The sequence below is a fragment of the Bifidobacterium simiarum genome (genome assembly GCF_002802905.1).
In the GTDB taxonomy this organism is placed as follows: domain Bacteria; phylum Actinomycetota; class Actinomycetes; order Actinomycetales; family Bifidobacteriaceae; genus Galliscardovia; species Galliscardovia simiarum.
The window spans coordinates 281,937-298,614 of the sequence record NZ_PEBK01000002.1 but is presented as its reverse complement, the minus strand read 5'-3'; the positions used below and the strand labels follow the sequence as shown (position 1 = coordinate 298,614).

11 protein-coding genes, 1 pseudogene and 1 riboswitch are annotated in these 16,678 nt (G+C 62.7%); of the genes and pseudogenes, 9 read left to right on the top strand and 3 right to left on the bottom strand.

All coding sequences use genetic code 11. The annotated features are described in order from the left end of the window. Positions 1-48 precede the first annotated feature (48 nt). Positions 49-1,419 (top strand): O-acetylhomoserine aminocarboxypropyltransferase/cysteine synthase family protein, encoded by a 1,371-nt coding sequence (locus tag CSQ87_RS03260; protein ID WP_100512423.1) that lies wholly within the window; start codon positions 49-51, stop codon positions 1,417-1,419. A 70-nt stretch (positions 1,420-1,489) separates the two neighbouring features. Here the strand turns inward: CSQ87_RS03260 and CSQ87_RS03255 are convergent, their stop codons facing one another. Continuing rightward, positions 1,490-3,046, bottom strand: a complete 1,557-nt coding sequence (locus CSQ87_RS03255) for an amidase family protein (RefSeq protein ID WP_165776719.1) — start codon at positions 3,044-3,046, stop codon at positions 1,490-1,492. A gap of 359 nt (positions 3,047-3,405) precedes the next feature. Here CSQ87_RS03255 and CSQ87_RS03250 point away from each other — a divergent pair, with 359 nt between their 5' ends. The 4 genes and pseudogenes from CSQ87_RS03250 to CSQ87_RS03240 all read left to right on the top strand — a co-directional run bounded on the left by CSQ87_RS03250 (position 3,406) and on the right by CSQ87_RS03240 (position 8,452). Next, positions 3,406-4,140, top strand: coding sequence for a class I SAM-dependent methyltransferase (locus tag CSQ87_RS03250; RefSeq protein ID WP_100512421.1), 735 nt, complete (start codon positions 3,406-3,408; stop codon positions 4,138-4,140). 190 nt (positions 4,141-4,330) lie between these two features. Then, on the top strand, positions 4,331-5,506 hold the full coding sequence (gene metK / locus CSQ87_RS03245; RefSeq protein WP_100512420.1) for a methionine adenosyltransferase: 1,176 nt from the start codon (positions 4,331-4,333) through the stop codon (positions 5,504-5,506). 177 nt (positions 5,507-5,683) lie between these two features. Continuing rightward, positions 5,684-5,749 (top strand): annotated as a pseudogene (locus CSQ87_RS11275) (zinc-ribbon domain-containing protein); the annotation flags it as partial. A gap of 120 nt (positions 5,750-5,869) precedes the next feature. Continuing rightward, the gene (locus CSQ87_RS03240) at positions 5,870-8,452 is read left to right on the top strand and encodes a PASTA domain-containing protein (protein ID WP_243388814.1); all 2,583 of its coding nucleotides are present in this window, start codon (positions 5,870-5,872) and stop codon (positions 8,450-8,452) included. A 250-nt stretch (positions 8,453-8,702) separates the two neighbouring features. Here the strand turns inward: CSQ87_RS03240 and CSQ87_RS03235 are convergent, their stop codons facing one another. Beyond that, complete coding sequence (locus CSQ87_RS03235) at positions 8,703-10,142, bottom strand: MFS transporter (RefSeq protein WP_100512418.1); 1,440 nt, start codon at positions 10,140-10,142, stop codon at positions 8,703-8,705. A 703-nt stretch (positions 10,143-10,845) separates the two neighbouring features. On the opposite strand from CSQ87_RS03235, the gene CSQ87_RS03230 reads away from it, so the two are divergent. The 3 genes from CSQ87_RS03230 to CSQ87_RS03220 all read left to right on the top strand — a co-directional run bounded on the left by CSQ87_RS03230 (position 10,846) and on the right by CSQ87_RS03220 (position 13,664). Next, positions 10,846-12,147 carry an adenylosuccinate synthase gene (locus CSQ87_RS03230; protein WP_100512417.1) on the top strand — a complete coding sequence of 434 codons (1,302 nt, stop codon included), beginning with the start codon at positions 10,846-10,848 and terminating at the stop codon, positions 12,145-12,147. Between the two features lie 205 nt (positions 12,148-12,352). Next, a riboswitch (Fluoride riboswitch) is annotated at positions 12,353-12,476 on the top strand. Positions 12,477-12,681: 205 nt separating this feature from the next. Then, positions 12,682-13,278, top strand: coding sequence for a fluoride efflux transporter FluC (locus CSQ87_RS03225; protein WP_243388813.1), 597 nt, complete (start codon positions 12,682-12,684; stop codon positions 13,276-13,278). Further along, on the top strand, positions 13,275-13,664 hold the full coding sequence (locus CSQ87_RS03220; RefSeq protein WP_100512415.1) for a fluoride efflux transporter FluC: 390 nt from the start codon (positions 13,275-13,277) through the stop codon (positions 13,662-13,664). Before CSQ87_RS03225 ends, CSQ87_RS03220 begins: the two co-directional genes overlap by 4 nt. Before the next feature lie 19 nt (positions 13,665-13,683). On the opposite strand, the gene CSQ87_RS03215 is transcribed toward CSQ87_RS03220, so the two are convergent. Continuing rightward, on the bottom strand, positions 13,684-14,721 hold the full coding sequence (locus tag CSQ87_RS03215; protein ID WP_165776718.1) for a LacI family DNA-binding transcriptional regulator: 1,038 nt from the start codon (positions 14,719-14,721) through the stop codon (positions 13,684-13,686). Positions 14,722-15,031: 310 nt separating this feature from the next. Between CSQ87_RS03215 and CSQ87_RS03210 the strand changes: the two genes are divergently transcribed. Beyond that, entirely contained in the window at positions 15,032-16,645 is a 1,614-nt protein-coding gene (locus CSQ87_RS03210) for an alpha-N-arabinofuranosidase (protein WP_100512413.1), read from the top strand. Positions 16,646-16,678: the final 33 nt, after the last annotated feature.

The following is a 16,678-nucleotide window of genomic DNA, read 5'->3' as shown; positions in this document are numbered from 1 at the left end:
GACGGGCGGCCCATACGAACGGCATTGCAAACAGAAAGGCTTGAACCATTGTCCACCGAACAGTCACCTGATAATCAGGCATCCGGCAATACATTCCCCGGCAATCAGTCACCCGGCAATCAGTGGGATTTCGACACCCTGAGCGTGCGCGCCGGCTACGATCCGGCGCAGCACCTGCACGCCAGCAGCGTCCCCATCTACGAAACCGCATCCTACGTGCTCGACGGCGCGGATGCCGCGGACGCCATGTTCCGCTACGAACAGGACGGTCCGATCTACTCCCGGCTCTCCAATCCCACCGTCTCCGTACTCCAGGACCGTCTGGGAGCCCTCCACGGCACCCCCTCGGCGCTCGTGCTTTCGTCGGGCATGGCGGCGGTGAGCTATGCGCTGCTGAACGCGGCCGACCGCGGCGGCAGCATCCTGACCAACTACCGTCTGTACGGCGGCAGTCTGGACACCATCACCCATGTGCTGCCCCATCTGGGCATATCGTTCGACATCGTGGACGACGCCGACGATCCGGAGGCCTACGACCGCGCCATCGGCGATCGCACCAGAGCCATCTTCGTGGAATCCATCTCGAACCCGCAGACCGTGATCGCCGATATCGAAGCGCTCGCCGAGGTCGCGCACCGGCATGGCATCATCCTCATCGTGGACAATACGGTGGCGACGCCGTACCTGCTCAACCCGTTCGACTATGGCGCCGACGTCGTCGTGTATTCGGCCACCAAGGCCATCAGTGGCCATGGCACGGCGATCGCCGGAGCCATTCTGGAAAGCGGCAGATTCAATTACCGAACCGACCGGTACCCGCAGTTCTCCGAACCGGCATGGGTGCTGCGCGATCTCAATGACGTGCCGCGCAGCATTCTGGACATCGCCCCGCAGGCGCCGTTCACCTCGCGGGCGAAGGCGGTGTACCTGTCATATCTGGGAGCGACCCTCGGTCCGTTCGATGCGTTCCTGATCCTCAACGGATTGGAGACCCTGACCGAGCGGGTCGACAAGCAGGTGTCGAACGCCGAAGCCGTGGCGCGGTTCCTGCAGTCGCACGACCATGTGGAGTGGGTGGACTATCCAACACTGCCGGGCAGTGGATACGAGGATCTGGCGCGCAAGTACCTTCCCCGCGGGGCGGGCTCCATACTTAGCTTCGGGCTCGAAGGCGGCGATCCGGCGATCCGGCGCTTCATCGACGCTGTCAGGCTGTTCAGCTATCAGGCCAATATCGGGGATGCGAAATCGCTGATCATCAATCCCGTGCGCACCACGCACATCGAATTGGACGACAAGGCGCTCGAGAACATCCAGCTGCCGGGGAACACCATCCGGCTGTCTCTGGGGCTGGAAAACCCCAGAGATCTGATCGCCGATCTCGAGCAGGCGTTTGCCGCGACGTTCGCGGAGGCGTGAGCCGGGCTCCTGTCGCGGCCGGCTCACGCCTCCGAGGCCGGGCTTCCTCCTGCCGCGGCAGGGTTCCCTCCTACCGTGGATCCACCGGGTCGTGGTCCAGCGCAAAATACCGTTCCAGATCGCGGCCGGCCCTGAACAGCGTGTTCTCGTCATAGACCCGGGCGAGCAGCTGGACGCCGAGATGGATGCCGTCATACTCCACGTCGGTGGGCAGCACCATTCCCGGCAGCCCGGCGATGGGAGGGGCGTACATGGGCCAGACCGAGAACGTCATGTCGATCGCCCGCTCCCGTGACGCGGTCTGGTCCTCGTCCAGCAGGAACGGCGTTTCGGCGCTGGCCGGCGTGATGATGATCGGATAGCGGTCCTGAAGCTTCCTGAGCTTGCGGATGGCCGATCCGCGTTCGGCCAGACCGGCGATGTAATCGTCCAGCGTAAGGCGGTAGCCGTCCCCATACAGGGTCTCCAAGGTACCGTGCGCGCCGGCCAGACCCCTGCGCAGGATCTCGCCGCCGGCTGCGATCTCGTCGGCGCCGGAGTGGAGGAACTGGCCGAACAGCAGTAGGATCTCCAGACGGAACAGCTGTCGGAACGCATCGGTTTCGATGTACTCCACGGTCCAGCCCATCTCCTCGAATCCGCGCGCCGCATGCAGTACCGCATTGCGCACGCTGGGCGTGGTCACGCTGATCTCGTCGCCGAGATAGACGCCGACGCGGTGCGGCTGGGCATCGTATTCCATCTCGCACGCAATGCTCGCGGGGTCGCCGGCGGCATAGCCGCGCATCGCGTCGAACCCCAGACGCGCATCCGTCACGGTCCGGGCCAGCAGCCCCTGCGAGGCGAACATCTGGAAGGCGAACGGACGGTCCTGCGGCGTATCGGATCCGGGGATCAGACCGGTCGTGGGTTTGATCCCGACGATGGCGTTGGCGTACGCGGGGTACCGGATGGAACCGGCGACGTCGTTGCCGTGGGCGATCGGCACCATGCCGGAGGCCACCGATGCCGCGGCGCCGGCGCTTGATCCGCCCGGAGTGTACCGGTGGTTGACCGGGTTGAGGGTGGATCCATAGAGTTCGTTGCTGCCGAACAGCTGCCAGCAGAACGGCGGGCAGTTCGTCCGGCCCATAATCAGGGCGCCGCCGTCCCTCAGTCGGGAGACCAGCGGCGCGTCCTGGGTACAGCGGTTGTTCTTCAGTGTGACCGAGCCATCGCTCATGATATGGCCCTTGGACTCGATGTTGTCTTTGATGGTGACGGGAACGCCCCGAAGCCGACGATGGCGACGGCGGCTGCGCTGCACCTCCGTGGCCGCGGCGATCGCCTCGTCCTCGTAGACGTCGATGATGGCGTTGAGTCCGGGGTTCACCTCGCCGATGCGTTCCAGACTGGCCCTGACGATGTCCGCGGTGGTGATGTTGCCGGCCATCAGATGGGCCTGAAGACGTTCGGCATTGAAGGCCCACAGCTGGTCGTGGATCGACCGGTCGTGGATCGACCGGTCGGGTTTCTGACTGGCGGGTTCGTGACCGGCGGTGCGGTGCCGGTCCGTGGCCGCGGTATGTCTGGATGCGGTATGTCTGGCCGCGGTATGTCGAGGTGTTGCCTCCGGAATGCTTGCCATGATTATCCCCCTGCAATGATGGTCCCCTGAAACCATCGAAAATACGCAGATCAATGCTAGTGGGACGCGGAGGGGAATGGCAACGTCACGGTTATAGGTTCTGGCTATGCGTGCCGATAAGCAGAATCAGGTGGGCAAACGTGGGAATGCGGCGTATCGGCGTTGACCGGACAGCTATGATGATAGCAATTCTCCGGCTGATGGCGATGGGGGTCGCCATCGGAGAGGAAATCCACGGTATGACATTCCCAGGTCATGGTGGTTCGCATGGCGTTCATCGGTTTTTGGTTTTTGCCGTTGTTGGTCTGCGAGACGGTTTGCCGAAATGGCATCAGCATTATGCATAAAGGGGGATCAACATGCCCAAATCCACGGTCGTGGATTACTTCGCCGGCAATGAGAATCTGCTGGATGACAGTGCGAAACGCAGTCCGAACATCACGCAGTCACGGTTCAGGCTGCTGCACACCGCGCTGACCGTCACCGATCCCGGTCGGGTCCTGTCCATCGGCATGGGATCGGGGATCGCCGAGGAGAAGCTGCGGGACGAGTACGGCATCAACATCGTCAAGGGCGTCGAGCCGTCCGAAGGATTCGCCGCGCTCGCCAGAAAGAGGGGATTCGAGGTCGAAGTGGCCGGCGCGCAGGAAGTGGACTACGAGCCCGATGCCTACGACACCATCGTCTACAACGGCTCCAGCTTCGGATTCCTCAACGACGACGAGCTCAAGGATACGTGGCGGAGGAACTACGAGGCACTGAGCGCCCACGGCAAGCTGGTGTTCACCGACGTGCCGAAGGAAAGCGCGCTGGGGGCGGTGCTGTACCTGACGCAGCGGTATCCCGAGATCAAGGACGACGATTTTCAGGATCTGCTTGAAGGCACCACGTTCTACCGCACCGGCCGCGACGAATACAAGCCCTACTGGCATCTGACCGAATGGTACGTCGATCTGCTCAGGAGCCTCGGATTCCGTGAGTTCCGGTTCTTCCAGACCGTGCTGGCGAACCCGCCCTATCAGGAACAGGCGGTGGAGGATCCCATCGAAGGCTACAAGAAGGGCAATTACATCGCGGTGGTCGCACTGAAGTAGCGGTCGTGGCGGGGACTCCTTTTCCGCCATTCTGTCATTCTTCGTTTTCGATCCGGTGGTTAGCGTTTGCGACCCGGTGGCTGTCGTTCGCGACCCACTTTTCGCTGGCTGTCGTTTTCTACCCACTTTTCACTATTCACTATCAGCATTTACGTATTTCCGTTAATTTCTTTACTTCTAGGAGTTTCACATGACACGAGTCCTCACTTCCGAATCGGTGACCGAAGGCCATCCCGACAAGGCCTGCGACATCATCTCCGATTCCCTCCTCGACGCCTATCTTCAGGTCGACGGCCGTTCGGCGGTGGCCGCCGAGGCCACGGCGAAGGACGGATTGGTCGTGGTGGAGGGCGAGATCTCCGCGCCGACCGTGCTTGATCACGTCGAGATCACCCGGCAGGCGCTGAGGGACATCGGCTACACCGACGCCGAAAGCGGCATCAACCCCGACGGCTGCGGCATCATCAACAACATCCGACCCCGCGAATTCGACGAGAACCTCGGCAACTACGACGTCAACACCGGCAAGGCTGAGGAGGATCTCCTCAACGCCCCGGCGCAGGATCAGGGCATCGTGGTCGGCTACGCGATCAACGACAATCCGTCGCTGCAGCCGCTGCCGATCTACACGGCGAGCCGTCTGGCGGAACGACTGGCCTACGTGCGCAAGAACGGCATCGTGCCCGAGCTGCGACCGGACGGCAAGGTCATCGTCTCGCTGGAATACGACGACGATTTCCGTCCGCAGGCCATTACCAACGTGCTGATCTCTACCCAGCATTCGCCGAAGCTCTCCCTCGAAGCGGTGCGATCGGCGGTGCGCGAGCACGTCGTCGCCCCGGTGCTGGACGCCATCGACGTGCGGCACGACGACGCCACGGTGACGATCAACAACGGTCCGTTCCACAACGGCGGTCCCAAGGCCGATAGCGGTCTGACCGGCCGAAAGATCATCGTCGACACCTACGGCGGCCTCGCCGCGCACGGTGGCGGCGCGTTCTCCGGCAAGGATCCGTCCAAGGTGGATCGGTCCGCCGCCTACGCCGCCCGCTGGGTGGCGAAGAACATCGTCGCCGCCGGTCTGGCCTACCGGGCCCAGGTCACTATCGGCTACTTCGCCCTGCAGGCCAAGCCGATCTCCGTGGACGTGGAGACCTTCGGCACCCAGACCGTGGACCGCGAGAAGATCGTGGAGGCCGTCAACCGAGTCTTCGACCTGCGCCCGTATTCGATCATCCGCGATCTGGACCTGCAGCGCCCCATCTACCGCAAAACCGCCGCCTACGGCCACTTCGGCCGCGACGACAAGGACTTCACCTGGGAGCGCACCGACCGCGCCGACGCCCTCCGCGCGGCGGTTGAGTGATCGGCAATTCTTTGGTTTTTGGCAAATCCAAGCTTGAAGAGGCCGTTTTGGGGTCGTTCAAGCTTGGATTTGCCAAGAACCGTGAACATGGCATTTCTCCGACCTGATAGTCGGATTGTTTAAGGGGGTGTCGTACGCTGACAGAACATAGAGAGAATCCTGAAAGGGGAGGCGGCTATGCTCTGTCAGCAATGCGGCGCGGAAAACGACGATACGAATCGGTTCTGCGATCAGTGTGGACATCCGCTGCATGATGTCGACAACGGTGATGATCGTACGGGAGATCGTACGGGAGAATCCGGTGCGGTCGGGACCGACGTGGCCGGTACTGGTGTGGACGAAACTGATGTGGCCGGAAACGGTGTGGACGAAACTGGCACGTCAGAAACCGGTGTGACCGAGAACCGCACGGATGAATCCGGTACGGCCGGAACTGGCACGGGAGAGTCCGATACGGTCGAGTCCGATACGGTCGGGGCCGGTACAGATGAATCCGGCCCGAGTGAGGTCACTGCCGACGTTGATTCGAAACATCGGTCGGAATCCGAATCATCCGATGAATCACGGTCTGATGAATCACTATCCGACACGATTGCCGCCATCTCCGATCCGGATGATCAGTCCGGTACGGATGATCAGAACGGTACTGATCGGTCAGATCAATCCGGCCAGTCCAACCAACCCGGCCAGTCCGGCCAGCCCGATCAACCCGGCCGATCCGATCAGCCCGGCCAGTCCGGCCAGCCGGAATCCCATACGTCCGGCAAGCCGAACCGGAAACTGGCGATCATCATCGCGGCGATCGTGGCTGCGGCATTGGTGATCGGCAGCGGACTGTTCGCCACCTACCGTGCTGGCGTCTGGGGCCGGAAGACCATCCCGACCGCCCAGGAGATCAACGAGATCACGCCGCGGTCCGGCAAGAAGATCACCGCGGCCGACGTGGCGAAACAGCTCAACGACCGCGGCATCGATACCACGATCACCAAGGTCTACTCCGGCAAGGCCTCCGGCACGTTCGTCGGCTTCGACGGCGTGCGATACGGCGAAAGCATCAAACCCACCCAGACGGTGACCGTCACCGAATCCATGGGCCCCGGCGTGCCCAAGGGGACGGTCGGCCAGCAGGCGGCCAAGGTGTCCGCCACGCTCAAATCCATGGGCGCCAAGGTGAAGTACAAGCAGGTGATCGTTACCGACACTTCGAAGCAGAAGCCCGGCACGGTCGTCGCCACGTTGCCGTCGGACGGCAGCGCATTGACCGACGACTACGACAACACCATCGAAGTGGGTGTGGCCGTCGAAGGCGACGGCGTGGGCTACGACCTCTTCGGCATGGACAAGAACAAGGCCGGGGAGACGCTGTCGGCCAAGGGATACACCGTCACGCTGAAGCCGAAGTTCTCCTCCAGGGCCCATCTGGGCAAGATCATCGACGCCGACCCCGCGTTCGGATCGACGAAACCGGCCGATGGCAACGTGACCCTGTACTACGGCGTCGATGCGAGCCAGACAAAGACGATGTTCACCCAGACGCTGGAGGGTCATAAGCTCGTCGTCAACAAGCCGTCGTTCCTTGACGGCCGGTTCTGCAAGGCCGCCGATAGCGCCGCCGACGGTGCCGACTCGTCCGCCGGTTCCGGAAGCTCCGACGGCTCCACCGGTCCGGTCCTGTCCAACGACTGCTTCGTGCTCGCCACGTCGCAGGATGACGGATATCTGTACAGCGTGTTCCCCGAATCGAGCGGGCATAAGACCCTCGGTGGTCTGGTCGACACTGAAGACAGTGGCATCGACGACAGCGTGCGCTCCGACATGCTCACCGCCTCGCGTGATTTCCAGGCACTCGGAGAAGCGCCTGGCATGGTCGACGACGGCCTGCTGATCAACGGCAAGACCGGCGCGTTCGAACTGTTCCCGCTGGCTTCCGCCGAAGGTGATGTCTACTGCGGTGATGCGGCCGTCGGCGACAGTGGCGGCGTCTCCTGCGTCAACGGGCAGCGGGTTTTCGACCCGACGATGCTGTCCAAGCCCACCGGACTGACGCGCAAGATGAACGACTTCTTCCTCTATGTGCCGGTGAATGCGGATCTCAAGGCCGTGGAGGATTCCGGCTACTTCGACGCCTCCGCGCTCGCCAAGGCCAAGAAGCAGCAGGCCGTGAACACGGATCGCCCGTTCATCGTGATGCGTGACAAGTCGCTGTACGACAAGTCTCAGACCGAGATCGCCTACACGAGCAATGCCGACTCCAATCCGTTCCTGCCGGCCGACCCGCGGGTGCCGAACTCCTCCGGCACGAGTCTGAAGATGAAGCCCGCGCCGTCGAACAGCACGGTGTACTACCTCGACGAGGACTATTACGCGCTCGACTGGGATTCGCTGGCCGACGCGAACGTGGCGGGGGCGTCGGGTACGTCGGAGTCGGGTGATTCGGCGACATCCGGGGCCGACGATGATTCCGATGATCAGGACGATGCCGAATCCACGAAGCTGTTCGCCGAACTGGCCGGATCGCAGTACTCATACTCGCCGTCGGCCGACGGCAGCATGTATTCGCTGATGACGCTGAAATCCGACGGCACGTTCAGCGGCACGACGTATGCCGCCGATCTGAGCGGCGGGGATTCCGTGGCCGACGCGCCTCGCAAGCAGTATCCGTTCAGCGGCCGGTTCTCCTCGGCCGAGCGGAAGTCGGACGGTTCGATCGAGCTGGACTGCGACGCCTCCGCGCTCAAGGTCACCGACGAGGGCGAATCCGGGCTGAAACTGTGCGATGAGTTCATCGCCTACCCGGCCGGGACCTCGCTCGACTCGTTCGATACGAGTGTGCAGTGGGCGCTCCAAATCCGTGGCGAGTCGACGAGCGGCCCGAAGGACTGGCTGCTGGTCAACGTGTCGCAGGGGGCCGGCTCCGGCGGGGTCTACGAGCGCACGCAGAAGTAGTCCGGATCAGGTCAACCGGACGTACGGAAGGCGGACGCCGATCGGCTGACCAGATTGATCGTCCGGTTGACACTGACCGGCGGAACGGCCGGCGGAATCGACCTGCGGAACGGCCGGCGGAATCGGCGGAATCGACCATCGGGATACGGACATACGGAAAGGCCGGGTCCCTGCCCTTTCGGGAGGAACCCGGCCTTTCCGTATCTGAATTATCTGATGTCTGAAATCAGATCAGGTCAGTGACCGGAAGTCACTTGGTGTCGGCCTTGGCATCGGCCTCGTCCAGCAGCTTCTGGAATTCCGGATCCGGCTTCGGAGCGCCGTTGACCTTCCATTCGGCCAGATCGGACATGACCTTCGGGAAGATCTTGTCGATGCGGTACATGGCCATCAGCACGATGCAGACGGCGAAGAAGATGATCGGCAGCCAGACGTAGATCATGTCGATGGCGTTCATGGCACCGGCGGACTGCACGGCCTTCTCACCGTCGTAGCCGCCAGCGGCGAGCACCCAGCCGACCATTGCAGTTCCGATGCCCAGACCGATCTTCTGGCCGAGCGAACCACCGGAGTAGAGCAGACCCTCAACGCGGATCTTGGTCTTCCAGTAGCCGTACTCGATGGTGTCGGGGAAGAAGGCCCAGATGGAGCCCAGAATCGGGCCGTAGACGATGCCCTTCACGATCTGGGTGAACACGATGAAGCTGTAGCTTTCCTTGCCGAACAGCGGCAGGATGTAGGCGATGATGGTCACGACCAGGCAGACGATGACGACCTTGGTCTTGCCGAACTTCGGGAACAGCTTGGTGCAGGCGAGGATGCCGACCATGGCGGGCAGCAGGTAGGCGAGGGTCAGCACGCCGACGGCGTCAGGCTGGTGCAGGTAGTACTTGGCGTAGTAGACCAGCGAGCCCTGGGTCAGCGAGTAGGCGACGTGGAAGAACGCCAGGAAGCCGAAGGCCATGAACCAGTACTTGTTCTTCAGCCAGGCCTTGACCTCGACCTTCAGCGGGTAGCGGCTGTTCTTCTTGGTGCCCTTGGCGACCTGCACGCGCTCCTTCTGGGTGCCGAACACGGTCCAGAACAGGGCGCAGGCGACGATCGACAGCACGGTGTAGGCGAGCACCCAGCCCGTCTGGCCGCCGCCGAAGGCGTTGACCAGCGGCATGGTGGCGTTGGTGATGATCAGAATACCGATCTGGGCGAGGAACATACGGGAGAGGTTGAGCTTCTCACGCTGCTCCTGATCCTGAGTGACCAGCGAGTTCAGGGTGCCGTACGGGATGGCCATCGACGAGAACGCGATCATCAGGAGGTTGTAGGAAATGAAGATGTAGATGATCTTCGTGGTATCGGAAGCGTTGTGAGGCACCGCGAACAGCGTGACGGTCAGGATGCCGAACGGAATGGCGCCGAACAGCAGCCACGGACGGGCCTTACCCCACTTGGTGTGGGTCTTGTCGACCAGCGAGCCGACGCAGACGTCGATGATGCCATCGAAGGAACGCGAGATCAGCATCAGCGTGCCGACCGCGGCGGCGGAAATGCCGACGACATCGGTGTAGAAGTACACCACGAACATGCCCAGCGAGCCGAACGTGAAGTTGATGGCCATATCGCCGAAGCCATAGAACACATAGTCGTGGAATCCCAGCTTCTCCTTGAAGCTTGAGGTTATCGAGCTACTCATTTTTCTCCCTAAATCGATCACCTGGTTTGCGCTCGTCAGGGTGGTTAGGTCCGGTCTGACGCTTCGTTGTGTCGTCGTTGCTGACTGCACTCGTCATTGCTGACTGCACTGCGAAGTCCGGTATAACGCCCTTGTTAGCGCTAACGCAGTTCACGATGATAGGACTCTGCGTCGTGAAGTCAACAGCGAAAAATAACAATTCTTGTGCTGATCGCCGCGTCGGGGGCGCGGTGTTTTCGGTGCAGTGACATGTGCGTGAAGTCGGATTTTTCTTGTGATTGCAACGGGTGCAACGATTTTTGGGAAATCGCTTTCATCGTGGTGTTGAACGGATTTCGATCACGGGAAGATATATCGAAAAGTTACGACTCTGTGACCATTGTTATGGTCCCGTAATCGTTGTTATCGTGTCGTGATCATCGGGCGGGGGATGTGGCGGGGTGGGGCTTGGACGCCGCGCGAATGCCGTGCGGATGCGGCATATATCGGTTTCATGCGTATTCGTCGTCGTGCCTGACGAGCGTCGTTGGTTGTGCCTGACAATCGTTCGTACGTAACGGTGTTTCGGCCTCACATGGGCCGGGCGGCCCGCGTGAGGTGTCGTCGTGCCCGGCAGATGGACCGCATACGGTACCGGTTTAGGGGCTGGGGTACGCTGTTTGCGGCGGAAAATCGGGAAAAACTGCGTATGCGGAGGTGCATCATGCCCGGAATCATTCTTATCGGTGCCCAGTGGGGCGACGAAGGCAAAGGCAAGGCCACCGACCTCATCGGTACCAAGGTGGACTACGTCGCCCGCTTCAACGGCGGCAACAACGCCGGACACACCGTGGTCGTGGGCAACGAATCCTACGCGCTGCACCTGCTGCCCTCCGGCATCATCAGCCCGAACGTGACCCCGGTGATCGGCAATGGCGTCGTCGTGGATCCCGAGGTGCTGTTCCAGGAGATCGAAGGACTCGAATCCCGCGGCGTGGACTGCTCCCGTCTGCTGGTGAGCGAGTCGGCGCACATCATCGCGCCTTACCACCGCACCATTGATAAGGTGACCGAGCGCTTCCTTGGCAAGCACAAGATCGGCACCACCGGCCGTGGCATCGGCCCGGCCTACGCCGACAAGATCAACCGCGTGGGCATCCGCGTGCACGATCTGTTCAACGCCGACCACCTGCGCGACAAGGTGGAGGCCAGCCTGCATCAGAAGAACCAGATGCTGGTGAAGCTGTACAACCGCCGTCCGATCGACGTGAACGAAACCACCGACGAGCTGCTCGCGCTGGGCGAGAAGCTCAAGCCGTTCGTCGCCAACACCTCGCTGGTGCTCAACAAGGCGCTCGACGAAGGCAAGACCGTGCTGTTCGAAGGCGGCCAGGCCACCATGCTCGACGTGGACCATGGCACCTACCCGTTCGTCACCTCCTCCAACCCGACCGCCGGCGGCGCCTGCACCGGCACGGGCGTCGGCCCCACCAAGATCGACCGCGTGATCGCCGTGGCCAAGGCCTACACCACCCGCGTGGGCGAGGGCCCGTTCCCCACCGAGCTGTTCGACGAACAGGGCGACTGGCTGCGCGCCCAGGGCCACGAGTACGGCGTGACCACTGGCCGTCCGCGCCGCTGTGGCTGGTTCGACGCCGTGGTGACCCGCTACGCTTCGCAGGTCAACGGCCTGACCGATCTCGTGCTCACCAAGCTCGACGTGCTCACCGGTCTGGAGAAGATCCCGGTGTGCGTGGCCTACGACGTGGAGAACGCCGACGGCACCCACACCCGCTACGACGAGATGCCGGTGGATCAGGCTGCGTTCGCCAAGGCCAAGCCGATCTACGAGGAGCTGCCCGGCTGGACCGAGGACATCTCGCAGGTGCATGATTTCAACGATCTGCCCGCCACCTGCCAGGCGTACGTGAAGCGTCTGGAGGAGATCTCCAACTGCCGCATCTCCGCGATCGGCACCGGTCCGCAGCGCGATCACATCATCTCGATCCACTCGCTGATCGACTGATTCGGCTCAATATCCGGCCCAATACATCGGAAAACCCGAGTTGTGAGGCTTCGGTCCGCGAAAGCGGCGGAAGAGCATCCGCAAAACGTTGCAATAGCAACGGCGGTGTGCCGGCAAATCGGCGCTTTGCCCAAACAAAGCCTCACAACTCGGGTTTTGGCGTATGGTGAAACGCCGATTGCCCCGCAAGGGTGATCGGCGTATATTGTTGCGCGGTGATGGAACTCACCAAGATGTTCGGCATCGACCGAAGCGCCTGACGCGCCGCGGTCGTAGGGCTTGAGGCCGGACGTCTGAACCGCATTTCCGCTGATGGTTCCTACGATTCGACAGACGATGTCCGAAATCACTCGGCGTCGTGTGCAGAACATTCGTGCGACGGGCGCATCCGTGTGCAATCGTGCGGACTGATGATGTGTGTGACACGCGTGATGCGTGGCCTGCAGGCATCGTGGATGGTCGGATCGGGCGGATGCGCTTTCTCGTGATGATGCCTGTTCCCCTGTCGCGATGATGAGGAAAGGGAAAGAAGGCATGACAAAGACTCCCGTTGATTCCACCCCCACAAGTGGAGCCGGCTCGTCGGCGGACGGCGCTGGCGCTGGCTCTGGCGCTAAGGCGTCGGCTGCTAAGGCGCCGGCCATCAAGAATCGCCCGCCGCTCGCCGATCCGATGATCTACCTCGTGGTGTTCCTCGGCGGATGCTTCGGCACCGGCATGCGATACGGGCTTTCACTGGCCAACGCCGCCACCGCAGCGACCGGCGGAGCCGGATCCGGTTCGGGCGCAGGCGCTGCCGGCGTTCTCTCGGCCATCCATCTCGGCACATTCACCGCGAACATCGTGGCCTGCTTCATCTACGCGGCTCTTTCCGCCTACCTCTCGCAGGCCCTCTGGATTCGCCAGCGTAGTCGCGATCTCGTCTCGCGCGGCTTCGGCATGGGCATGTGCGGCGGGCTGTCCACCATGAGTACGCTGGCGTTCGAACAGTTCGGCGATCTGGCCCGTGGCAACGTGTTCGGCGTGCTGGTGTATGTACTGCTCAGCTTCGGCGTCGGCCTGCTGTTCGCCTACGCCGGCGTGCGGCTGGCACTGTGGCTGGCGTCCCGCCGAAAGGAGGCCGCCCGATGAGCTTCGTTCTTGCCGTGATCACGTTTCTGGCCGTCTGTGTGTGTGGCGGCCTCGGCGCCGTGTCGCGCTTCGTGCTCGATACGGCTGTCAAACTGGCGTGGAAGAACGCTTTCCCGCTCTCCACGCTGATCATCAACATCATCGCGTCGTTCCTCGCCGGCATGGCGGGCTTCGCGGCCGCGGGCGGCGGGTTTCCCGAGCCGTGGCATCTGATGGCCGTCACCGGATTCCTCGGAGGACTCTCCACGTTCTCCACCGCGATCAACGAGGTCGTGACGCTTGCTCGTGGCGGTCGCCGGTCGATGGCCGGCTACTATCTGATCGCCTGCATCGCGGTCCCGGTGATCTGCGCGGCCCTCGGCTGGCAGTTCATGGGCGCGCTGTAGAGCTGCCGTCACCCGTCCGTCACCGCCGTTTCGGCGGCGTGGTGCTGCCGCGGACCTCCAGATGAGTGAGCAGGTCGATCCGGGTGAGCGCCTCCTCGCCGTTGATCATGTCGACCAGCGACCGCGCGCCCAGCCGGGCCATGTCCTGAATCGCGTGATGCACGGTGGTCAGTTGCGGGCTGAGGAACCGCACGTACGGCAGGTCATCGAACCCGACGATCGACACGTCGTCGGGGATGGCCAGCCCGGCCTCCTGCGCGGCCTGATACAGTCCCGCGGCCTGCATGTCGCTGGAGGCGAATACCGCGGTGGGCGGGTCGTCCATGGCGAACAGCCGCCGGCCGCACTCGTATCCGTCGTCGTAGTAGTAGACCTCGCCGAGCACCAGATCCGGGTCGATCGGCAGCCCGGCCTCCTCCATCATCGACCGGTATCCGTTGAACCGGGCGCGGCAGGTGCGCCAGTCGTCCGGCCCCTTGAGGAAGGCGATGCGACGGTGGCCGAGCTGCACCAGATGCCGGGTGGCGTCGTTCGCGCCCTGATAGTCTGACGATCCGATCATCGACACGTCCTGCGGCACGACGCCGGTCGGGTCGACGAGGATCACCTTGATGCCCGCGCGGCGGAGCCGCTCGATGCCGGCCGCGGGGATGTTGGTCAGGCAGATCATGGCCCCGGAGGCGCCGTGGCGCACGGCTTCGTCGATCCACGGGTCGAAGCTCCATTCCACCGGCGGGCAGCTGGAGACCGCGGGGGTGTATCCGGAGCCTTCGAGCCCTTCCAGCGTACCGACGAGGATCTCGTCCGCCCAGGCGGTGTGCGGGTGGGAGATCAGCAGTTCGATGATGCCGGTCTTGTGCGAGCTTGGTGCGACGGGGGAGATGTAGTGGTGTTCGCGCAGGATGGTCAGGATCCGTTCGCGGGTGGCGTCGGAGACTCCGGGCCGGCCGTTGATCACCTTGGAGACGGTGGGGGCGGAGACCTTGGCGATCGCGGCGATGTCGGCCACGGTCAGTTTGGTCTTTGCGGTCTGTGATGCTGCTGCGATCTGCTCCACGATGTCCATCCCACTCGTCCTACGGATACAAGGATTATAGCCTGACGGCATGGCGCTCAGATCGTGGCGCCGGCGTCTGCGCGCGAAATTCTGGACGAAATATTTCCTTACGATTATTTGATATATAAACAAGAACGGATATAATATTTCGTAACGGCGATATCGCCGGACTGCCGGGATCGTTGCCGGTGCCATACCGGAAACGTGACGTGATGCGGCGTCATGCATGCGCCGCGAACCGTCCGAACGGCAGTCGATCAGCAAACGCTAGATCAGCAAAGCTGAATCAACACAAGCTAAGGGGTTAATGATGACCGCTACGCCAACCGAAACCAAGCAGACCGCAGCCGCGTCGGCCGCAGCCAACACTGCCAAGTACATCTTCGACAAGGACTTCACCGTCGGCGCCATCGACGACAAGGTGTGGAGCTCCTTCACCGAGCATCTGGGCCGCTCGATCTACGAGGGCATCTACGACCCGGGCAAGCCGTACTCCGACGAGAAGGGCTTCCGCAACGACGTCAAGCAGGTGGTCAAGGACCTCAACCTCGGCGTGATCCGCTACCCGGGCGGCAACTTCGTCTCCAACTACGACTGGAAGGACGGCATCGGTCCGAAGTCGGAGCGCAGGAAGACCATGGAATTCGCGTGGTCGAGCATCGAGACCAACCAGTTCGGCATCGACGACTTCTGCCAGTGGTGCGAGGAGGTCGGCGTGGAGCCGATGATCGCCGTGAACCTCGGCACCGGCACGATCCGTTCCGCCGCCGAGCTCGTGGAATACTGCAACCACGACTCCGGCACCTACTGGAGCGACCTGCGCATCAAGAACGGCCACCGCGAACCGTACCACGTCAAGTACTGGTGCCTCGGCAACGAGATGGAGGGCTCGTGGCAGGCCGGCCACCTTTCGGCCGAGGACTACGCCAAGAAGGCGCGTGAGGCCGCGAAGATGATGAAGTGGGTCGATCAGGACATCAAGCTCGTGGTGTGCGGCACCAGCTACGAGATGCTGCCCGAATACCTCGACTGGGACATCAGCGTGCTGCGCGAGCTGTACCGCTACGTCGACTACGTGTCCACGCACTACTACACCATGCAGTCGAAGGACATCAGCGACGTGGACTTCCTCGCCTCGTGGAAGGAGCTCGACAACCACATCAACAACACCCGTCACGCGATCCAGCTGTCCAAGGACAAGCTGCACGAGACCAAGGACGTGAAGATCTGCCTCGACGAATGGAACGTGTGGAACTTCCAGGACATCAAGATGGATTCGATGGAGGACCTCAACGGCAAGACCACGTTCGAGCTCACCAGCGCCGGCAAGTGGGAGGAGCATCCGCCGATCCTGCAGGAGAAGTACTCGCTGCTCGACGCGCTGACCGTCGGCGGACTGGGCCTGTCGATCCTCAACAACGTCGACATCGTCTCGATCGCATGCCTCGCGCAGCTGATCAACGTGATCGCGCCGATCACCACCGACGAGGACGGCAACCTGCTCAAGCAGACGATCTTCTACCCGTTCGCCGATCTGACCCGGTACGGTCGCGGCACCGTGCTCAAGGGCGTGTTCTCCGGCGGCACGCAGAACACCCGCATGGGTGAGCTGCCGACCGTGGTGGCCGCCGCCGTCTCGGATGAGCAGGCCGGGCAGATCCGCGTGTTCGCGCTGAACTCCGATTTGTCGGCGCCGGCATCGTTTGCGCCGGAATTCCGCGGATTCGACGGTGCCGCGCCGAAGCTGGTGAAGCACGAGGTGCTGACGGGTCCGGATCTCAAGGCGCGCAACACCTTCGAGCACCCGGACACCGTGGTGCCCGCGGAACTGCCGGTGGCGGGTGCTGACGGTGCGGGTTCGGTCGGTGCGGGTGCCGTGGAGCTGCCCGCCGCCTCCTGGAACGTCCTGATCTACGAGATCTGATGATCTGATCGGGTAGAGCGGGGGCCGCCCCGC